The organism is Methylophilus sp. YYY-1, assembly GCF_029132825.1.
GTDB classification, from domain to species: Bacteria; Pseudomonadota; Gammaproteobacteria; order Burkholderiales; family Methylophilaceae; genus Methylophilus; species Methylophilus glucosoxydans.
Genome location: NZ_WOVG01000002.1, coordinates 508,181 through 525,546 on the forward strand (window position 1 = coordinate 508,181; position 17,366 = coordinate 525,546).

Sequence of the window (17,366 nt, forward strand, 5' to 3'; positions counted from 1 at the left end):
GAGTGTGACATATGGCATTAATTTCGCTCAGACAATTATTGGACCACGCGGCCGAACACAGTTATGGACTGCCCGCCTTCAATATCAACAATATGGAACAGATTCTCTCCATCATGAAGGCGGCAGATGAAGTGGATAGCCCGGTGATTTTACAGGCCTCTGCCGGTGCGCGCGGTTATGCGGGCGAGTCTTTTCTGCGCAAAATGGTGGAAGCAGCGATTGAGCAGTATCCGCATATTCCGGTGTGTATGCACCAGGACCATGGCGCTTCGCCCAAGGTCTGCCAGATGGCGATCCGTAGTGGTTTTTCCAGCGTGATGATGGATGGTTCGCTCAAAGAGGACGGTAAAACACCGGCCAGTTATGAATACAATGTTGAGATGACCCGCCGAGTGGTTGAGTTTGCGCATGCGGTGGGTGTCTCGGTGGAAGGCGAGCTCGGGGTGTTGGGTTCGCTTGAAACCGGCATGGCTGGCGAGGAAGATGGCGTAGGCGCCGAAGGCAAGCTGGACGAGTCACAGCTGCTGACGGACCCCGATGAAGCGGCTGCCTTTGTCGCGGCCACCAAGGTCGATGCGCTGGCGATTGCCATTGGGACCAGCCATGGCGCCTATAAATTTACACGGCCGCCTTCAGCCGAAACCTTGTCGATTAAACGTATTCGCGAGATTCACGCCAAAATCCCCAATACGCATCTGGTGATGCATGGTTCCTCCAGCGTGCCACAGTCTTTACTGGAGCAGATCCGGCAATATGGTGGCAATATCAAGGAAACCTATGGCGTGCCAGTGTCTCAAATTGTCGAGGGCATTAAAAACGGGGTGCGCAAGGTCAATATTGATACCGATATCCGCCTGGCAATGACTGCGGCGATCCGTGCACATATGGCCGAACATCCTGAAGAGTTCGATCCGCGCAAATACTTCAAGGAAGCCATTACCGCGGCGCAGCATTTGTGCAAAGAGCGATTTGAGGCCTTTGGCAGTGCCGGTCAGGCCAGCAAAATCAAGGTGATTTCACTGGAGAAAATGGCGGCTATTTATTAACCGCCGGTGACACCGGGTTATACGCAGCATCAACGCAAGCAACAAGGTCAGTAAAACGACAAGACAAGTAAAACATAAGTTGAGCACATCAACAATCCGCACGAGGGGGCATGAATAAAGGAAACATCATGCGACAAAAATTAGTGGTTGGTAACTGGAAGCTACACGGTGGGTTGCTCGAAAACCAGGGCTTGCTCAACCGTCTCAAGCAAGAACTGCACGATCTGCAGGGCATGGATGCGGCGGTCTGCCTGCCCTATGTCTACCTGTTTCAGGCGCAAGCCCTGTTGCAGGATTCGGCCATTGCCTGGGGCGCGCAAAATGTCAGCCAGTATACAGAGGGCGCATTTACCTCCTGTATTTCGGCCAAAATGGTCGCCGAGTTCGGTTGCACCTACACCATTATCGGGCATTCCGAGCGCCGTGCGCTCAAGCTGGAAAGCAACCAGGTTGCCACCAAGCGCATGCTCAATGCCCTGCATGCCGGGCTGACGCCGATTTTTTGTGTCGGTGAAACGCTTGATGAGCGCGATGGCGATATGGCCGAATTGATTGTGCGTAACCAGATGCTGAATGTGGTATATGGCCTGGATGACGAAGCATTTGCGCTGGCCAAAAAATTCAACATGGTGATCGCCTATGAACCGGTGTGGGCGATCGGCACCGGCGAGCACGCCAGCCCGGATCAGGCGCAGCGGATGCATGCGTTTATCCGCATGATGATTGCCGAGCGTGATCGCGAATTTGCCGACCAAATCCGCATTGTGTATGGCGGCAGCATGACCCCGCAAAATGCCCACAGCCTGTTGAGCATGCCCGATATTGATGGCGGCTTGCTCGGGCGCGCGGCGCTGGTGGCGGAAGACTTTATCGAAATCTGCAAGATTGCCAGCCGTTGCTATCAGCAAAAAAAGGTATTTAAGGAACCATCGGACGCCATTCCAGTCTTTGAGGCATGATTTCAGACTTCAAAGGCAACAAGACACAGCTACCAAGCAAGCTTTGCCAGCAATGTGGCAAGCCCATGACCTGGCGCAAGGCCTGGGCCAAGAATTGGGAACAGGTCAAATATTGTTCTGAACGTTGTCGCCGCCAGCCTCGCACAACACCGTCATGAGGCATCTGGTGATTATTTTGGGTGACCAGCTCACGCTGGATAACCCGGCCCTGCTGGATTTTGATCCTGCACAAGACCATATTGTAATGGCCGAGGTCAGGCAAGAATCTACCCATGTTTGGTCCCACCGTCAGCGCATCACCCTGTTTCTTTCTGCCATGCGGCATTTTGCCGAGTGCTTGCGTGCACAATCCTTTCCGCTGACCTATTTTGTGCTGGATGATCACACTTATCCCGATTTGCCAGCCGTTTGGCAAGCGATGGTGCAACAGCATCGGCCACTCGCCATCAAGGTATGCGAGCCCGGTGACTGGCGTATCTGGCAGCAATTACAGGCCGTGGCTGAGCAATCTGCCACGCCACTGCAGGTGCTGCAAGACACCCACTTTATGTGCAGCATCGACCAGTTCAAGCGCTGGGCGGATCACTACGGTGAAAAAAATACTTCTTTGCGCATGGAGTTTTTTTACCGCAGCATGCGTAAAAAATACCAGATTCTAATGGCGGGGGATGCGCCCGAGGGCGGCGACTGGAACTATGACCAGGACAATCGTCAGTCTTTGGGCAAGCAGGGGCCACAAGACCTGCGGCCGCCACCCACTTTTGCACCCGATGCTGTGACCCAGGCCGTGATGACCCTGGTCAATCAGACCTTTCATGATCATCCGGGAGCCTTGGATGACTTTCAATGGGCGGTCACCCGTGAGCAAGCACTCACCTTGCTGGCGCATTTTGTTGCAGAAAAGCTGGCGCGGTTTGGCCCATATCAAGATGCGATGTGGCAAGCAGAGCCATACTTGTGGCATTCACTGCTGGCCTCGGCCCTAAACCTCAAATTGCTCAATCCGCGCGAAGTAATTGCCGCCGCTGAGCAGGCGTATCGGCAGGGGCAATCGCCTTTGGCCAGTGTAGAGGGATTTATCCGGCAGATTTTGGGCTGGCGCGAGTTTATCCGTGGCGTATATTGGCTGGAAATGCCCGCGCTGGAAAAGGCCAATTATTTTAACCATCAAGGGGCGCTTCCCGCCTGGTTCTGGACGGGGCAAACTGGCATGCATTGTTTATCGCAGTGCATCGGGCAAACTTTGCAGCATGGTTACGCGCATCATATTCAGCGTCTAATGGTGCTCGGCTTGTTTGCAACGCTGGCTGAGCTGTCCCCGCAACAGGTTTCGGACTGGTTTTTGGCGGTGTATGTTGATGCAGTGGCGTGGGTGGAGTTACCCAATGTCGCGGGTATGGCCCTGTTTGCCAACGGCGGCCGCTTTACCAGCAAGCCGTATGTGGCCAGTGGTGCATACATCCAGCGCATGAGCAATTATTGCCAGCACTGCAAATATGACCCTAAACAAAAAACGGGGGCGCAGGCTTGCCCGTTCACCACCTTGTATTGGGCATTTTTAATCAAGCATGAGGCATTGTTTGCACGCAATCCGCGGACCAGTTTGATGGTGAAACATGTGGCAAAACTTTCCGCGGCAGAAAAGAACGAGATCACCACGGCTGCCCGGTTGCGATTGCAACACATCGCGCAGCTATAAGCGGCTGGCGTGAATTAAGAAAGATGTAATTTCATAAAACTGTCACAATTGAAAGCATTGCAGCCGATACAATATCCGCCATGAAAAATAACACGCCCGCCCTGCTAGACAGAGACCAAAGTATCCTCAGTTTTAATGCCCGAGTGTTGTCTCTGGCTCAGCGAGAGGACTATCCCTTGCTGGAGCGTTTACGCTTTTTGTGTATCGTCACCAATAACCTTGACGAGTTTTTCGAAGTCCGCATGCCTTTGCAGATGGAGGCATATCAGCAAGGCGTGACCAGTGGCCCGGTCACTGCGTCGACCTGCGAGCAAGTAGCGACCATGGCGCATGCGCTGGTGGCCCAGCAATACCAGCTATTTAACGATGCGCTGATGCCGGCGCTGGCAAAAGAGCACGTACATCTGGTCTCGGGTGGGGTCAGGACCCCAGAGCAAACCACCTGGGTGTCCAATTACTTCAAGCGTGAAGTGTTGCCGTTCTTGATGCCAGTGTCGCTGGACCCTTCGCATCCTTTTCCGCAAGTGGCCAATAAATCGCTCAACTTTATTGTGCGCATTGCCGTCGATGGTGAAGAGAAAATCGCCATCGTACGTGCGCCGCGTGTGGTTCCGCGCCTGGTGCAATTGCCCCCGTCTATTAGCAAAGGTGAACAGTGCTTTGTCTCACTAACTAGCATCATCCGCGCCAATCTGGAGGTTTTATTCCAAGGCGCCAGCATCCTGCATTTTTCCCAGTTCCGCGTCACCCGCAACAGTGACCTTGAGGTGGATGAAGATGATGTGATCAACTTGCGCACGGCGTTACGTGAAGAGCTGGCGCATCGGCAATATGGTGAAGCGGTACGGCTTGAGGTGACACAGGAATGCGACGACACGTTGGCCGAGTTTTTACTCAAGCAATTTAACCTGCCGCCACTGGCGTTATACCGCGTGAACGGTCCGGTGAATCTGGGCCGCCTGATTCAGCTGCCAGACATGGCCAAAGGGGATCATCTCAAGTTTGTGCCATTCCAGCCGCACTGGCCGCAGCACATCAAAAAGAATGTTTCGCTACTGACGCAAATGCGCGAAAAAGATTTGCTGATTCACCAGCCTTACGAGAGTTTCGAAGTGGTGATCCAGCTACTGGAAGAAGCGGTCAAGGATGAGCATGTACTGGCCATTCGCATGACCATTTACCGGACTGGGGCGGATCCACGCATGTTGCGCTTGCTGCAAGAGGCGGTGCGCCGTGGCAAGGAAGTGCTGGTGGTGGTTGAGCTCAAGGCGCGTTTTGACGAAGAAGCCAACATCAACTGGGCAGAAGCATTAGAGTCGGTGGGCGCGCAGGTGGTGTATGGCGTGGTCGGCCTCAAAACACACGCCAAGATGCTGTTGATTATGCGCCGCGAGGGCAAGGTGATACACCGTTACGGGCATCTTTCCACCGGCAACTACAACCCGAAAACCACGCGTTTGTATACCGACTGGAGTATGCTCACCGCGGATGCCAATCTGACCAAGGAAATGGAAGCCGTCTTCCGTCACTTGACCAGCGAGCTGCCGATCCCGGCCATGCGTCATCTGCTGGTGGCGCCGTTTACCCTGCAAAACAGTATGATCCGGCAGCTGGAAAAGGCGCAGCGCCTGGCCAGACTGGGCAAGCCCGCCAAGGTGATTGCTAAAATGAATGCGCTGACCGATGTCCCGCTGGTCAATGCACTCATGAAGGCCGCCAGTGCCGGCGTTGAGATTGATTTGATTGTGCGTGGGGCCTGCATCTTGCCGGTGGATGCGCCGTCGGTTAAAGGCCGCATCCGGGTCAGATCCATTGTCGGTCGCCTGCTCGAGCATTCACGCGTGTTTTACTTTGAGCTGGATGGTCAGGTTCAGATGTGGCTGTCGAGCGCAGACTGGATGAGCCGCAACATGATTCGTCGCGTAGAATTGGCCTGGCCAATCAAAGACCCCGCCATGCAGCAACGCATTTACCGCGAAAGTCTGCAGCTTTATCTGCAAGATAATCTGGATGCCTGGCAACTGAGTGACAATGGGCAATATCAACAGGCCGCACGGACTGAAGCTGCCGAGCCCCTGTCTTGCCAGCACCTGTTACTACGCCAGTATCATTCTTTATAAAAGTGTGTGATGCCTGTTAAAAACCTGATTTTATGGCGACATGCAGAAGCAGAGGTGCTCATGCATGGGGCCTCTGACCTTGAGCGGCCGTTGACCGCCAAGGGACACAAACAAGCCAAGCAAATGTCCGCCTGGCTCAAAAAATACTTGCCCAAACAAACGTATGTGCTGGTGAGTCCTGCCGTGCGTACGCGTGAAACCGTGGATTATTGGGGCGACGACTGGCAGGAAGATACGCGTCTGGCGCCGGAAAGGCCGCTAGAGCCGCTACTGCAAATCCTGGCGCAAAGCCCGTTTGAATCGATGATGCTGGTCGGTCATCAGCCCTGGATAGGCGAATTGGTTGCGCATGCCTTGGGCTTGCCAGAGGGGCAGGTCAGCATCAAGAAGGGCGCGGTCTGGTGGCTGCGCTTGCCCAAATCGGGGCCGCCCTACAAATTATATAGCGTGCAAAGCCCCGAGCTGATCAAGTAAGCGCGTAGTGGCTTGCCGCCACTGCAGGCGCCGCGTGTGAACTAACTTATTTTTTTGGTCTGCCGGTTTTAATCACTGGAATGCTGGCCAGTGTCGCTTTCAATGCTGCATCATCCATGGCGGACAGCAGTTTCAGGCCAGCGCGTAACAATTCGCTTTTCTTGACAGGTTTATCCAGCGCTTCAAGGCGTTTTTTCAAAGTCGCGATTTGTGCGTACTCTTCTTTGGGCATGGTAAAGCTGTCACGTTCCATTTTGACCTTGTTGGTTTTTGGTTTGTCCTTGTCGGCCTTGTCTTTTTCAGGTGCCGTGGCGACTTTGTTCACGACCTTGATCGCTGGTGTGCCGCTCGCTTTTTTAGGCGCTGCAGCCGTTTTTAATACCGGTTTGGCTGCTGGCTTGGCTGCTACGGGTGCCACTGGCTTTGCAGCCGTTTTATTGGCAACAGGCGCTTTGGCGGTGGCAGCCGGTTTCGCTGGCGTCGTGGCCGGTTTGTTCTGGATCAAGGGTTTGTTATTTGGTTTGCTGGCCATGAGATTCTCCTGGTTGGGTTCAGTAAAAACAGTTTATACTGTTTTTGTTCAAAATCAATTGTCATAAAAATTTCATATTGATATGGTGTGATATCAGCTGGTTTTCATGACAAAATTCAACACCTTGAAACGGGGAGCGAAGCATGCGCAGGGTATTGGTGGCAAATACCAAAGGCGGCAGCGGTAAAACCACTTTAGCCACGAATCTTGCTGGCTATCTGGCTCAGCTGGGGCATAAGATTGTGCTCGAAGACATAGACCGGCAGCAATCAACCACAGATTGGCTTGCGCGTCGGCCCGCACATGTCGCCACTGTTTACAATGCCGATGATCTTGGCAAGTCCGCCCTGCAAAAGGCCGACTGGGTAATTACCGATTCCCCTGGTGGTTTGCGGGACAAAAAAATTTCTGATGCAGTGACTGAAGCCGACCTGGTACTGGTACCCGTGGCGCCTTCTGCATTTGATATCGGTGCGACGCAAGACTTTTTGCAATTGCTGGCAGAAGAAAAAGCCGTCCGTAAACATAAAACATTTGTGGGTCTGGTTGGCATGCGGGTGATGCCGCGTACGCGTTCCGCGGAGCGTCTGTTGACCTTTATGGATGAGTCAGGCTTTTCTGTGCTGTCCATGCTGCGTTCTTCGCAGATTTACGTCACTGCCGCCGAAGAAGGCCTCAGTATTTTTGAATTGTCGAATACCTTGAAAGAGGTCGACATTGCACAGTGGAATCCGGTCACCGACTGGATTCTGCAAAACAGCTAAATCCGGTCTGTTTAAACAGCCGGATAGTAGACAATCAAAGGGAGTCCTATGAAAGACAAGGTCAATCCAGTGTATCTGGATAAAGTCAAACAATTACCTGCCGATGAGGCTGAGCGTATTCTGTCCCGCATGGGAGGTAAATTACCCAAACGCTTCATCAAGGAAAAACTGAGCCAGGAAGAAGCCCTGGCCTTGCAGCTTGAAATTGAAGACGAGCAATTGCAAGAGTGGCGCGAAAAAATGGCCAAGCTCAAGGAAGAAGACGAGAAGAAAGAGAAAAAGAAAAAAGATTAAGTTGTGATCAAAAAAAACGGGCCTGGTGCCCGTTTTTTTACGTGTGTCGAATCTCTAATTGCCAGCCCAGTTTTTGCCACAGCAGGCACTCTTCCTCCAGCAGGTAATGGGTCTGCGGATGCTGGTTCGCCCATTGCGTGGACAGCGCCAGGATAAACTGCTGTTTATGGCGCTCCAGCTGCAGGTGCTTGAGCGAGGGCATGCGGCGGGAATGGCAAAAGATTACGGCCAGACGCAATGCCATGAGCTGGCAAACCAAATCCTGATTATCAAAGTCTGCATCCAGTTTGCGTAACTTGCCTTGATGGCCGAGCACCAGCAGGCTGATGGTATGCAGTTCACTTTGCGCAAAGCCCATCAATTCGGTGTTATCCAGAATATAGGCACCATGCTTGTTGCAATCGGTATGTGAAATCGCCCAGCCAATTTCATGGCATAGCGCCGCCCAATGCAGCAGCGGCTTCTGCGTATCACAGGCCAGCATGGCGTCGTAAAAATACAGCGCCATTTTGCTGACGTTGTTGGCATGCTCCATTTCAACACCAAATTGCTTGCACAATCTGGCAATCGACGCAGTACGCAAATCTTCGGTGACATCTTCCGGGTTTAGCATGTCATAAAGCACGCCATGCCTTAACGCGCCATTAGCCACCATCAGCGTGTCAATTTTCAAGGTATCAAATACTGCGGTCAGAACGGCCAGGCCACCGCCAATCACTGCACGCCGGTCATCCTTGAGGCCTTCCATGTTCAGCCGGTCTGGCGATTTGGCTTTGATCAGCGTCTGCTTTAGCCACTCCAGCTGCGCGCGTTCAATGCGGTCAGCCGCGAAGCCTGCGCCTGCCAACACATCGGCGACCGCGCCCACCGTGCCCGAGGCGCCATAGGCCACCTCTGCTTTTCCAACATAGCGGTTGGCAATCATGTCGATAATCGACTCGGCAGCAATTTCGGCGCGTTCAAAATTACGTTCGCTAAACTGGCCATCGGCAAAATATTTTTGTGACCAGCCCACCGAGCCCAGGCGCAAGGATTCCGTCACCGTGGCGCGGAAGTGTTGACCCAAAATAAACTCGGTAGAGCGTCCGCCAATATCCACCACCAGCCGCTTTTCGTCCGATTGCGGCAACATGCGGCTGACGCCCTGATAAATCAGCCTGGCCTCTTCGACGCCAGAAATAATCTCAATGGGATAGCCCAGCACTTTTTGTGCTTGGCGGATAAAATCTTCGCTATTGGTTGCTTCACGCAGGGTTTGGGTCGCGACAGCGCGCACATGTTCTACCGGAAAATCTTTCAGACGCTCGCCAAAGCGGGCCAGGCATTTCAGGCCGCGCTCAAACGCCTGCGGTTTCAGATTTCGGTCTTCGTCCAGGTCCCCGCCCTGGCGGACCGCCTCTTTCAAATAATCCACGCGCAGAATCTGGCCATCGACCACGCGCCCGATCTCGAGACGAAAACTGTTGGAGCCCAAATCTACAGCGGCGAGCTGGGTGTCATGATTAATATTTAGCATGCGTTAATACGGAGGTGATTACTTAAGATAGCGTTGTATGGCCTGTGGGTACTCTGGGAAATAGCGTTCAATCACGCTTAAATCAAAGCTTCTCAAAATGCTGGTGTTCGATTCCCGGTCAAGTAAAAACTGAAACGAGGCACTGACCAGTTCTGCCACCGTTTGGCTGGCATCAAGCAATGGTTGGGCATAATCTGGCTTGACATTCACTTGATGTGAGGTGGTTTGTGTCCCATGCACCGTGACAGAAAATGAATTGGGACTGGTCTCAGTCACCTCAATTGTTGCCATCATTGCCTCCCCAGACACATCGTTCAAACAGTATAAATTGTTATGTTGGCAGAGGCCAGTGAAAGTAATATGAAAAAATCAGCGATGACCAGCGCGCTGGCGTGCGCCTTTCGTAAAGGCGAGCAAATACAAGGCTCTGCCCGGTCATGACGGTGGTTCGCATTCTAAAAAGAATAAAAATTTAATCGCGATCCTGGATGTTTTGGTATTTTTTCTGCCGGACGTCATTACGTCCATGCCATAGCACTTAGCAATAAACGCAGTGGGCGGCACTGATTAAGGCCGACCAGCGGCAATGCATACTCACCGCCTGCCATGCTTGGGAGCACTTTAATCTTGCAGGCAAGCGCCGAAGGCGCTCGCCTTTGCTTACTTCAACAAAATGATACGGTTGATCTGCCCCAATCGATACGCGGTTTTGCTCAATTTGCCCCCTTTCAGTGCAAGGGGCCGAATCGGGCAGGGTGGGATACGCCGTCCATCTTCGAGTAAGGTGTCGTCCTCAGCCGTGGATTGCCAGACACCGCCATTCACTGGCCGGAATTGCCAGCGGATATACCCAACTTTGGCACCGAGGTACAACATTTCGTCACGGTCTGGGGCATCGCTGACCAGCAGTTCGTCTTCCAGCACTTCATCATATTTACCAAACGCCTGTTTGCAAGCCAGCGCTTCCTGCTCGCTGGCGCCGACCCAGGTGCAAGCGCGGTGCTCTTCGCGTTGCACGTCCCAGGCGCCCAGTTGCCAGGCCGCGTCCAGCACGGCTTCGTCGACCACTTCCGGTTGCCGCCAGCGGTCATTGATTTGCAAGGCAGAGCCAGGCACTGGCTGCAACGTCGGTTTAAGCATGGGGAGGGCGGGCGTCGGCTGTTTGCGGAAGCCATGCCAATGCAACATGAGCAACACCGGGGTATCTGCCCGCGGGACTGCGGTCAAGGTGACTGCATATAGCGGCAGTTTCATGACCTGCATTTGCTCGATTAACGTGTGAAAGAGATTCATACACTACGCTCCTTACCTGACATCAGAACAAAGAATGCTGCGTTAAAAAATAACTAGCAAAAACTATGCAAATAAATCGGTTTTAATTGGCTGAATAACGCCTTGTTTATTGGCCTCAACGCCGCAATCCGGTTGCCAGTCATGGTTTTAAATGATGGTTTGTCATAGATCCCCGCCTGTTTCACAATCTCCCCTCTTGAAAAACGGTTTTTGCTTCCCCATCTAGGGTTAAATTTTGTGTTTAACCCTGTTTTTTGGAGGATCTGTCATGACAACTGCGACAGCAGAATCGCAATCCAAGCAGACCATGGGCTTTCAGGCCGAGGTCAAACAATTACTGCAATTGATGATTCATTCGCTCTATAGCAATAAAGAAATTGTCTTGCGCGAATTGATTTCCAACGCTTCTGACGCGGCTGACAAGTTGCGTTTTGAAGCCATCTCAAATGCTGCTTTGTATGAAAATGACAGCGAGTTAAATATTCGAGTTTCATTTGATAAAGCAGCCCGCACGCTGACCATTTCTGATAATGGTATCGGCATGCGCCGTGAAGAAGTGATCAACAACATTGGTACCATTGCCAAATCCGGCACCAAAGAATTCTTCCAGAACCTGACCGGCGACCAGGCCAAAGATGCCAACCTGATTGGCCAGTTTGGTGTGGGTTTTTACTCCAGCTTTATCATTGCCGATAAAGTCACCCTGATTACCCGCCGCGCAGGCGAGAGTGAAGCCGTGAAGTGGGAGTCGCACGGTGAAGGCGATTTCACCATTGAAGCGACTGAAAAAGCCGGTCGCGGTACCGATGTGATTTTGCATCTGCGCGAAGGCGAAGACGAATTCTTGAACGACTGGAAACTGAAAACCATCGTCCGCAAATACTCTGACCACATCACCCTGCCGATTGTGATGAAAAAATCAGAATGGAAAGACGGCGAACAGGTCCCCACCGATGAGGACGAAACCGTTAACAAAGCTTCTGCCTTGTGGGCACGCAGCAAAAACGACATTAGCGAAGAAGAGTACAACGAGTTTTATAAACACGTTTCGCACGACTTTGAAAATCCGCTCGCCTATACCCACAGCCGCGTAGAAGGCAAGCAAGAATACATCTCGCTGCTCTACGTGCCAGCCAAAGCGCCGTTTGATTTATACGACCGTGATCGCCGCCAGGGCATCAAACTGTATGTGAAACGTGTGTTTATTATGGAAGACGCCGAGAAACTGATGCCACAATACCTGCGCTTTGTGCGTGGCGTGATTGACTCCGCTGACCTGCCACTCAACGTCTCGCGCGAGATTCTGCAAGACAGCCGCGACGTAGAAGCGATTAAAAACGGCTCAGTGAAAAAAGTGCTGGGCCTGCTCGAAGACCTGGCTGAAAATAAACCCGAAGACTACGCCAAGTTCTGGGGACAGTTTGGCCGCGTGCTTAAAGAAGGCCCCGGCGAAGACTTTGCCAACAAAGACAAGATCGCCAGCCTGTTGCGCTTTGCCTCTACCCACGCGGATACAGAGGAGCAAAATGTCTCGCTCAAGGCCTACATTGAGCGCATGAAGCCCGAGCAAGAAGCGATTTACTACATCACAGCCGATACGTTTGCTGCGGCGAAAAACTCACCACACCTGGAAATCTTCCGCAAAAAAGGCATTGAAGTGTTGCTGATGTCCGACAAGGTAGATGAATGGTTGCTGGGCAGTCTGACCGAATTTGAAGGCAAAAAATTGCAGTCGATTGCCAAGGGTGACTTAGACCTCGGCAAGCTGGAAGACGAAGCTGACAAAGAAGCCCAAAAACAGGTTGAAGAACAAGCCAAAGACCTGGTCGAGCGCATTAAAACCGCGCTGGGCGAGAGCGTGAAAGAAGTGAAGGTTACGCACCGCCTGACTGACTCTCCCGCTTGTTTAGTCGCAGGAGAGCATGACTTGTCCGGCAACCTGGCGCGTATCCTGAAAGCGGCTGGTCAAAAAGCGCCTGACAGCAAACCGATTTTAGAGATTAACCCGACCCACCGTTTGGTTGAAAAATTGAAAGCTGAAAGCGACGATGCCAAGTTTGCCGATTATGCGCATGTGCTGTTTGATCAAGCGCTGTTGGCAGAAGGTGGCCAGTTGGAAGATCCGGCTAGTTTTGTGAAGCGGATGAATAGTTTGATTCTGTAATTGTGAAGTTGAGGTATCAGAAAAAGCCACCCACAAAGGTGGCTTTTTTGTTTTGCAATGAAGATTAATTCCCAGTCCCGTCATAGAAGCTTACGCTGCAATCCCGCATAGAAAAACAACGAATTTTTAGTAGATTTTTAACAGCTGTGGCATTATGTTTTATCAACAAATAAGCAAGAACTGGCTAGTTGTAATTAACCTCTTTAAATACGCTCTCTATTTTTAAATCAAGTGATTGTATTTTATATAAAAATGAAAACTTCAACGCTCTATTACCTGCTGTCATTAGGACGGCTACTTAATAGTTAGGCTCCGAAATCTAACGCGCGCAAATGCACAAACTTAGCGAGCTGATGTATGCCAAGACAGCCATTTCTTCGAGCTAATCCAGACGCCCATTACTACATAAATCAGAACTGCATGGCTGACCGGCCTGAAATGGCGTCAATCATTGCACGATGCTTACTTACGTGGTCGCTTGTTGATGTCGAGATGTCTCTTATCCTTGGAACGTTGCTCGACTCTCGATCAGATGCGGCCGTCGCCGTCTATCTCTCTCTACAAAACGCACGGGCTCAACGTGATGCCCTCTCTAGCGCTGCTTCTATACGGTTGGATGGGCAGGATCTTGCAATGTTTAAGGCCGTGATGGCCATCCATAAGTCGTCAAGCAGCGAGCGAAATGATTTAGCTCACGGCATCTTTGGAGTCATATCAAACGAGCCGGACCAATTAATATGGTGTCCATCGGCCAAGTTCGCCGCCTGGCTAACACGAGCCAATCAGAAGGCATGGAACCTTGAAACTGATATTGACCCTCAAGCTCCGCTTCGGAAAGAGCTGTTCATCTATACAAAGGCTGACCTAGAGGCCATGTTCACGCAGTTCAGCTTTGTATTTGACGTTGTATCCCGACTTCACATGGCTCTTTCACCGATTGAAGGGTCAAGAGATTTTGGTCGCCAGTGGTTGCTTGCCCAATCCCAGGTTCAAGCTGCAATGCGAAATCCTCAACCCTAAATGCCTTCAAAGCGCAAACAATTTACAAGCCAATTAGGGGGCAACTTGTTGCCCACGCGATGAAGTCACTGAAGCTCGTATTTCTTTATCTGACAGAGAGACTTTTTGATTAAAGCGATGGTGTTTATTGGTTCAGCTGAATTTTTTTGTTGGATTGTTACGCGTGGGAATAACTTGCCCACCCTTCGGACTATTTAGAGAGCTTCGCTAGACTTAACATGCTTGTAATGTGCAGTCAGTAGGATGATTGAAAAAAATCATCAGGGAATCTCTAGTGAAGAGACATATACTATTTTTTGTGGTGATGCTGACCACGTTCAACATGTCGACGCAAGCGCAAGCTGGTACCCTTTGTGTTTCTGGATACGTTTGTGATGATCGCCCATCAGCACAGGCACATCTTCAGCCACTTCTGAATGTCCCCATAGTGTTTCAGCCTTCCCCCATCGTGCTAGTGCCATTTCAAGACTCAACTGGCTGGAATTATGGGTTTGCAGCACCGCTTGAGGCTAAAACGGTTGTCATGCCGTACTTCACTGATAGCAGCATCTTCTCGATGAGGATTCCAGATGGCTGGACTTATATCGTAGACAAACAAGGCTCTGATAGCAAAACAACGTTGATTTGGCAGAGTGTCTCGACATCCTCAACGAATCTTGGATATTTTTCCTTTAAGTCGAGCTACTCACCATCCAAGGCGAGCTATCAATTCACTTTTGAAGACGGATCAACGCGAAATTACCAGTTATTTATTCCGTTCTCGCCCTTAGCAAAAGCGTCTGGCTACACAAATTTTTCAGCCTCAGTTCCTGAACCGTCTTCAATCTACATGTCAGCATTAGGGGGCGTTGTGTGTATTGTTGCCACACGTCGTCGCAAAATCGATAACTGATCATTACAAGAGTTGAGCAATGGTAACGATGTGGATCAGTCGATCAGAGGAAGTATTTAGGCATTCACAATCAAACGCCAATTGCTGTAGAAATCAATGGTCAGATGGTGTCCCTTTTGTGAAATGTTAGCCATATATTAGTCATGCGCTATTTTTATCTGATCATCTTTGTAATTGTTTCTGTTCTTGCTGGTTGCGAACAGGATTTTTCTCCACTGGTTGCGGTAGAGGTAACAGATCAAGGATTAACTACAGCCCTTCCGCACACAAGGACATGGAGGCTAAACCAAGTTCAGCTAAAGGCATTAGAACGCTGGCTTCACGAACATAATTCAGAGGTGGGAGTGTTGTTAGTGAGCCCACCCTCACCATCGCAAGTGATTCTTCTAACTCACGCTAATGGTAGCCGCAGTTCTCTTGACTTGTTTTCTGCCGACAAAGGCTGGGAGCACATAGTCATAATTAGCTCCTCGGGAAAGTCGCGCGTTAAGAACATAACCCCTGCAGAAAGGGAAACGTTATTTCAATTGCTTAAGGAAATGCCAGCTTAGCCGTGTAGATACCGTTTTAAATGAAAACCTTTCCATATAGGCAATGCATTAAAAGCTTGTCTCTCATAACGGTATCTACTGGGGTTAATAACCTGATTAATTTATGAAGGACTTCAAATGAATATTATACGAATCACAACAATAGCGTTTGTTTTATCAATTTCTCACTTAGCTTTTGCTGGCGAACCTTATATGTTATTCGGCAAATGGAAAGGCCATGCACCTAAAGCAAATTTCATTTGGGAGTTTACACCTTCAACAATCACATATACGGCTTTTGACTTCTCCGGGAAACCACTTGCTGAACCAAATAAAGCAAATATTAGCTATATCAACCTTACTGATAATACATGGGGCATAGACTTCAAAACAACTGATGGCAAACCAGGTGGCGGGATTATGGTAATAATCAAAGACGAAAACAACGTAGTACTTGATTTTCCTGGTGCTGGTGGTCAAGCACTTACACGTGAAAAATGAGCTGCATGACCGATCAATCAACCGGGACGAGCAAAAGCCGAGTAGAGAGGGCAACTTGTTGCCAACGCGTTCAATCCCGCTCAAATTGACTCAATGTATCCTTAATTAAGCTCTCCTTCATAAAAGCCCGCGCCGCGGGCTTTTATATTTTTTAGTTATAAATATATTTTTATATATTATTTATTGGAATTTTAATCGCTTGATATATTGCAATCCAACAAGGTTATTGAAGGATTGAGATGTATCAGTGGTCAAAGATTATTCCGGTAGCGGTCGCTTTTTCGTTTGGTAATGCGTGGGCGACGGATGGTTATTTTTTTCATGGGTATGGTGTTCGCTCTCAAGGCGTTGGTGGCGTGGGCATCGCTTTGCCACAAGATGCGCTGGCGGCAGCGGCCAACCCGGCTGGGATGGGTAAAGTGGGGAGCCGTGTGGATGCGGGCGTGACTTGGTTTAGGCCGGTGCGTGAATCGGAGATTGAAGGCAGTGGTGCGCCAGAAGCCAATGGGACTTATAAAGGCAATGATAGCCAGAATTTCTTTATTCCAGAGTTAGGCTACAACACGCAATATTCTGAGGATGTCACGCTGGGTGTGAGTGTTTACGGTAATGGCGGCATGAATACTGACTACAAAAACGGTATTCCGCTGTTTAACAGTAATGGTCGCCGCACGGGCGTGGATTTGGCCCAGGTGTTTGTGGCGCCTACCGTCACCTGGAAGGTGCAGGAGCATCATACGCTGGGCGTTTCCCTCAATCTGGCTTATCAGCGGTTTGAAGCCAAGGGGCTGCAAAACTTTAGCAATGCCAGTAGTTCGGCAGCCAATCTGACCAACAACGGTCATGATGATTCTTATGGGGCGGGCGTGCATATTGGCTGGTTGGGCGAAATCACAGATGCCGTGACGCTGGGGGCCACTTATCAGAGCCGTACTTATATGAGCCGGTTTGACAAGTACAAGGGCTTGTTTGCCGAGCAGGGTGATTTCGATATCCCCTCCACCTATGGCGTGGGTGTGGCGGTCAAAGTAACGCCGGCGTTGACGCTGGCCGCGGATTTTCAGCGCATCAATTACAGTGAGGTAGATGCTGTTGGTAACGCCTCTTTATCTAACTTGAGCAATGGCTTGGGTAACGATAATGGCGCCGGATTTAACTGGCAGGATGCCAAGGTATATAAGATCGGTGCGCTGTATCAATATAGCCCGGAGTTGATTTTGCGTGCAGGCTATAACCATGTGGATCAGCCGATTAGCGCGGGCGATACGCTGTTTAATATCCTGGCGCCTGGCGTGGTGAAAGATCATGTGTCGATTGGCGCGACTTGGGTGTTGAGTCCGCAATCGGAAGTCTCGTTTGCTTATACCCATGCCTTTGAAAATACAGTACGCGGTCAAAATTCGATCCCTGCTGGATTTGGTGGAGGGGACGCGAATGTGCGCATGTATCAGGATGCATTGGGCGTGGCTTATACCTGGAAATTGTAAAAGTCTTCTCTGCCCGCAAAGCACGGGCGCTATAATCAAAAGCCACAGCATGAATTTTGTGGCTTTTTTTCTGTC

Annotated in this window: 17 protein-coding genes; 13 read left to right on the forward strand and 4 right to left on the reverse strand. The window is 50.7% G+C overall.

Annotated features, from left to right (window positions below; translation table 11 throughout):
* Positions 1 to 11 precede the first annotated feature (11 nt).
* From fba to GOC95_RS09125, 6 genes are all read left to right on the forward strand, one after another.
* Positions 12 to 1,046, forward strand: coding sequence for a class II fructose-bisphosphate aldolase (gene fba / locus GOC95_RS09100; protein WP_194749496.1), 1,035 nt, complete (start codon positions 12 to 14; stop codon positions 1,044 to 1,046).
* 128 nt (positions 1,047 to 1,174) lie between these two features.
* Positions 1,175 to 2,005, forward strand: a complete 831-nt coding sequence (tpiA, locus tag GOC95_RS09105; protein WP_275356770.1) for a triose-phosphate isomerase — start codon at positions 1,175 to 1,177, stop codon at positions 2,003 to 2,005.
* Positions 2,006 to 2,070: 65 nt separating this feature from the next.
* The gene (locus tag GOC95_RS09110) at positions 2,071 to 2,163 is read left to right on the forward strand and encodes a DUF2256 domain-containing protein (protein ID WP_255521191.1); all 93 of its coding nucleotides are present in this window, start codon (positions 2,071 to 2,073) and stop codon (positions 2,161 to 2,163) included.
* Entirely contained in the window at positions 2,160 to 3,704 is a 1,545-nt protein-coding gene (locus tag GOC95_RS09115) for a cryptochrome/photolyase family protein (RefSeq protein WP_275356771.1), read from the forward strand. The genes GOC95_RS09110 and GOC95_RS09115 overlap by 4 nt, the downstream gene beginning before the upstream one ends.
* Positions 3,705 to 3,784: 80 nt before the next feature.
* Entirely contained in the window at positions 3,785 to 5,824 is a 2,040-nt protein-coding gene (ppk1, locus tag GOC95_RS09120; RefSeq protein WP_275356772.1) for a polyphosphate kinase 1, read from the forward strand.
* 9 nt (positions 5,825 to 5,833) lie between these two features.
* On the forward strand, positions 5,834 to 6,298 hold the full coding sequence (locus tag GOC95_RS09125) for a histidine phosphatase family protein (RefSeq protein WP_275356774.1): 465 nt from the start codon (positions 5,834 to 5,836) through the stop codon (positions 6,296 to 6,298).
* A 46-nt stretch (positions 6,299 to 6,344) separates the two neighbouring features.
* Here the strand turns inward: GOC95_RS09125 and GOC95_RS09130 are convergent, their stop codons facing one another.
* Complete coding sequence (locus GOC95_RS09130) at positions 6,345 to 6,830, reverse strand: hypothetical protein (protein ID WP_275356775.1); 486 nt, start codon at positions 6,828 to 6,830, stop codon at positions 6,345 to 6,347.
* A 143-nt stretch (positions 6,831 to 6,973) separates the two neighbouring features.
* Between GOC95_RS09130 and GOC95_RS09135 the strand changes: the two genes are divergently transcribed.
* Together GOC95_RS09135 and GOC95_RS09140 are read left to right on the forward strand one after the other, a co-directional pair.
* Entirely contained in the window at positions 6,974 to 7,594 is a 621-nt protein-coding gene (locus tag GOC95_RS09135; RefSeq protein ID WP_194749503.1) for a ParA family protein, read from the forward strand.
* A 48-nt stretch (positions 7,595 to 7,642) separates the two neighbouring features.
* Positions 7,643 to 7,888 (forward strand): hypothetical protein, encoded by a 246-nt coding sequence (locus tag GOC95_RS09140; RefSeq protein ID WP_194749504.1) that lies wholly within the window; start codon positions 7,643 to 7,645, stop codon positions 7,886 to 7,888.
* Positions 7,889 to 7,925: 37 nt separating this feature from the next.
* Here GOC95_RS09140 and ppx read toward each other — a convergent pair whose 3' ends face one another.
* The 3 genes from ppx to GOC95_RS09155 form a co-directional block, all read right to left on the reverse strand.
* On the reverse strand, positions 7,926 to 9,404 hold the full coding sequence (ppx, locus tag GOC95_RS09145) for an exopolyphosphatase (RefSeq protein WP_194749505.1): 1,479 nt from the start codon (positions 9,402 to 9,404) through the stop codon (positions 7,926 to 7,928).
* An 18-nt stretch (positions 9,405 to 9,422) separates the two neighbouring features.
* Positions 9,423 to 9,698 carry a hypothetical protein gene (locus tag GOC95_RS09150; protein WP_228518934.1) on the reverse strand — a complete coding sequence of 92 codons (276 nt, stop codon included), beginning with the start codon at positions 9,696 to 9,698 and terminating at the stop codon, positions 9,423 to 9,425.
* A gap of 366 nt (positions 9,699 to 10,064) precedes the next feature.
* Positions 10,065 to 10,697 carry a diguanylate cyclase gene (locus GOC95_RS09155; RefSeq protein WP_275356776.1) on the reverse strand — a complete coding sequence of 211 codons (633 nt, stop codon included), beginning with the start codon at positions 10,695 to 10,697 and terminating at the stop codon, positions 10,065 to 10,067.
* 268 nt (positions 10,698 to 10,965) lie between these two features.
* Between GOC95_RS09155 and htpG the strand changes: the two genes are divergently transcribed.
* The 5 genes from htpG to GOC95_RS09180 all read left to right on the forward strand — a co-directional run bounded on the left by htpG (position 10,966) and on the right by GOC95_RS09180 (position 17,291).
* On the forward strand, positions 10,966 to 12,861 hold the full coding sequence (gene htpG / locus GOC95_RS09160; RefSeq protein ID WP_275356777.1) for a molecular chaperone HtpG: 1,896 nt from the start codon (positions 10,966 to 10,968) through the stop codon (positions 12,859 to 12,861).
* Positions 12,862 to 13,281: 420 nt separating this feature from the next.
* Complete coding sequence (locus tag GOC95_RS09165) at positions 13,282 to 13,881, forward strand: hypothetical protein (RefSeq protein ID WP_275356778.1); 600 nt, start codon at positions 13,282 to 13,284, stop codon at positions 13,879 to 13,881.
* Between the two features lie 247 nt (positions 13,882 to 14,128).
* Positions 14,129 to 14,773: a PEP-CTERM sorting domain-containing protein gene (locus tag GOC95_RS09170; protein ID WP_275356779.1), complete on the forward strand. Its 645-nt coding sequence runs from the start codon at positions 14,129 to 14,131 to the stop codon at positions 14,771 to 14,773.
* Positions 14,774 to 15,441: 668 nt separating this feature from the next.
* Entirely contained in the window at positions 15,442 to 15,804 is a 363-nt protein-coding gene (locus GOC95_RS09175) for a hypothetical protein (protein ID WP_275356780.1), read from the forward strand.
* A gap of 239 nt (positions 15,805 to 16,043) precedes the next feature.
* Positions 16,044 to 17,291: an outer membrane protein transport protein gene (locus tag GOC95_RS09180; protein WP_275356781.1), complete on the forward strand. Its 1,248-nt coding sequence runs from the start codon at positions 16,044 to 16,046 to the stop codon at positions 17,289 to 17,291.
* Positions 17,292 to 17,366 lie beyond the last annotated feature (75 nt).

Bases quoted from the DNA above. Each gene is read 5' to 3' on its own strand.
- GOC95_RS09110 (WP_255521191.1), top strand. From the start codon at position 2,071: ATGACCTGGCGCAAGGCCTGGGCCAAGAATTGGGAACAGGTCAAATAT.
- GOC95_RS09175 (WP_275356780.1), top strand. From the start codon at position 15,442: ATGAATATTATACGAATCACAACAATAGCGTTTGTTTTATCAATTTCT.
- GOC95_RS09135 (WP_194749503.1), top strand. From the start codon at position 6,974: ATGCGCAGGGTATTGGTGGCAAATACCAAAGGCGGCAGCGGTAAAACC.
- ppk1 (WP_275356772.1), top strand. From the start codon at position 3,785: ATGAAAAATAACACGCCCGCCCTGCTAGACAGAGACCAAAGTATCCTC.
- GOC95_RS09150 (WP_228518934.1), bottom strand. From the start codon at position 9,698: ATGATGGCAACAATTGAGGTGACTGAGACCAGTCCCAATTCATTTTCT.
- htpG (WP_275356777.1), top strand. From the start codon at position 10,966: ATGACAACTGCGACAGCAGAATCGCAATCCAAGCAGACCATGGGCTTT.
- GOC95_RS09115 (WP_275356771.1), top strand. From the start codon at position 2,160: ATGAGGCATCTGGTGATTATTTTGGGTGACCAGCTCACGCTGGATAAC.
- GOC95_RS09130 (WP_275356775.1), bottom strand. From the start codon at position 6,830: ATGGCCAGCAAACCAAATAACAAACCCTTGATCCAGAACAAACCGGCC.
- ppx (WP_194749505.1), bottom strand. From the start codon at position 9,404: ATGCTAAATATTAATCATGACACCCAGCTCGCCGCTGTAGATTTGGGC.
- GOC95_RS09125 (WP_275356774.1), top strand. From the start codon at position 5,834: ATGCCTGTTAAAAACCTGATTTTATGGCGACATGCAGAAGCAGAGGTG.
- tpiA (WP_275356770.1), top strand. From the start codon at position 1,175: ATGCGACAAAAATTAGTGGTTGGTAACTGGAAGCTACACGGTGGGTTG.
- GOC95_RS09155 (WP_275356776.1), bottom strand. From the start codon at position 10,697: ATGAATCTCTTTCACACGTTAATCGAGCAAATGCAGGTCATGAAACTG.
- GOC95_RS09165 (WP_275356778.1), top strand. From the start codon at position 13,282: ATGGCTGACCGGCCTGAAATGGCGTCAATCATTGCACGATGCTTACTT.
- GOC95_RS09140 (WP_194749504.1), top strand. From the start codon at position 7,643: ATGAAAGACAAGGTCAATCCAGTGTATCTGGATAAAGTCAAACAATTA.
- GOC95_RS09180 (WP_275356781.1), top strand. From the start codon at position 16,044: ATGTATCAGTGGTCAAAGATTATTCCGGTAGCGGTCGCTTTTTCGTTT.
- fba (WP_194749496.1), top strand. From the start codon at position 12: ATGGCATTAATTTCGCTCAGACAATTATTGGACCACGCGGCCGAACAC.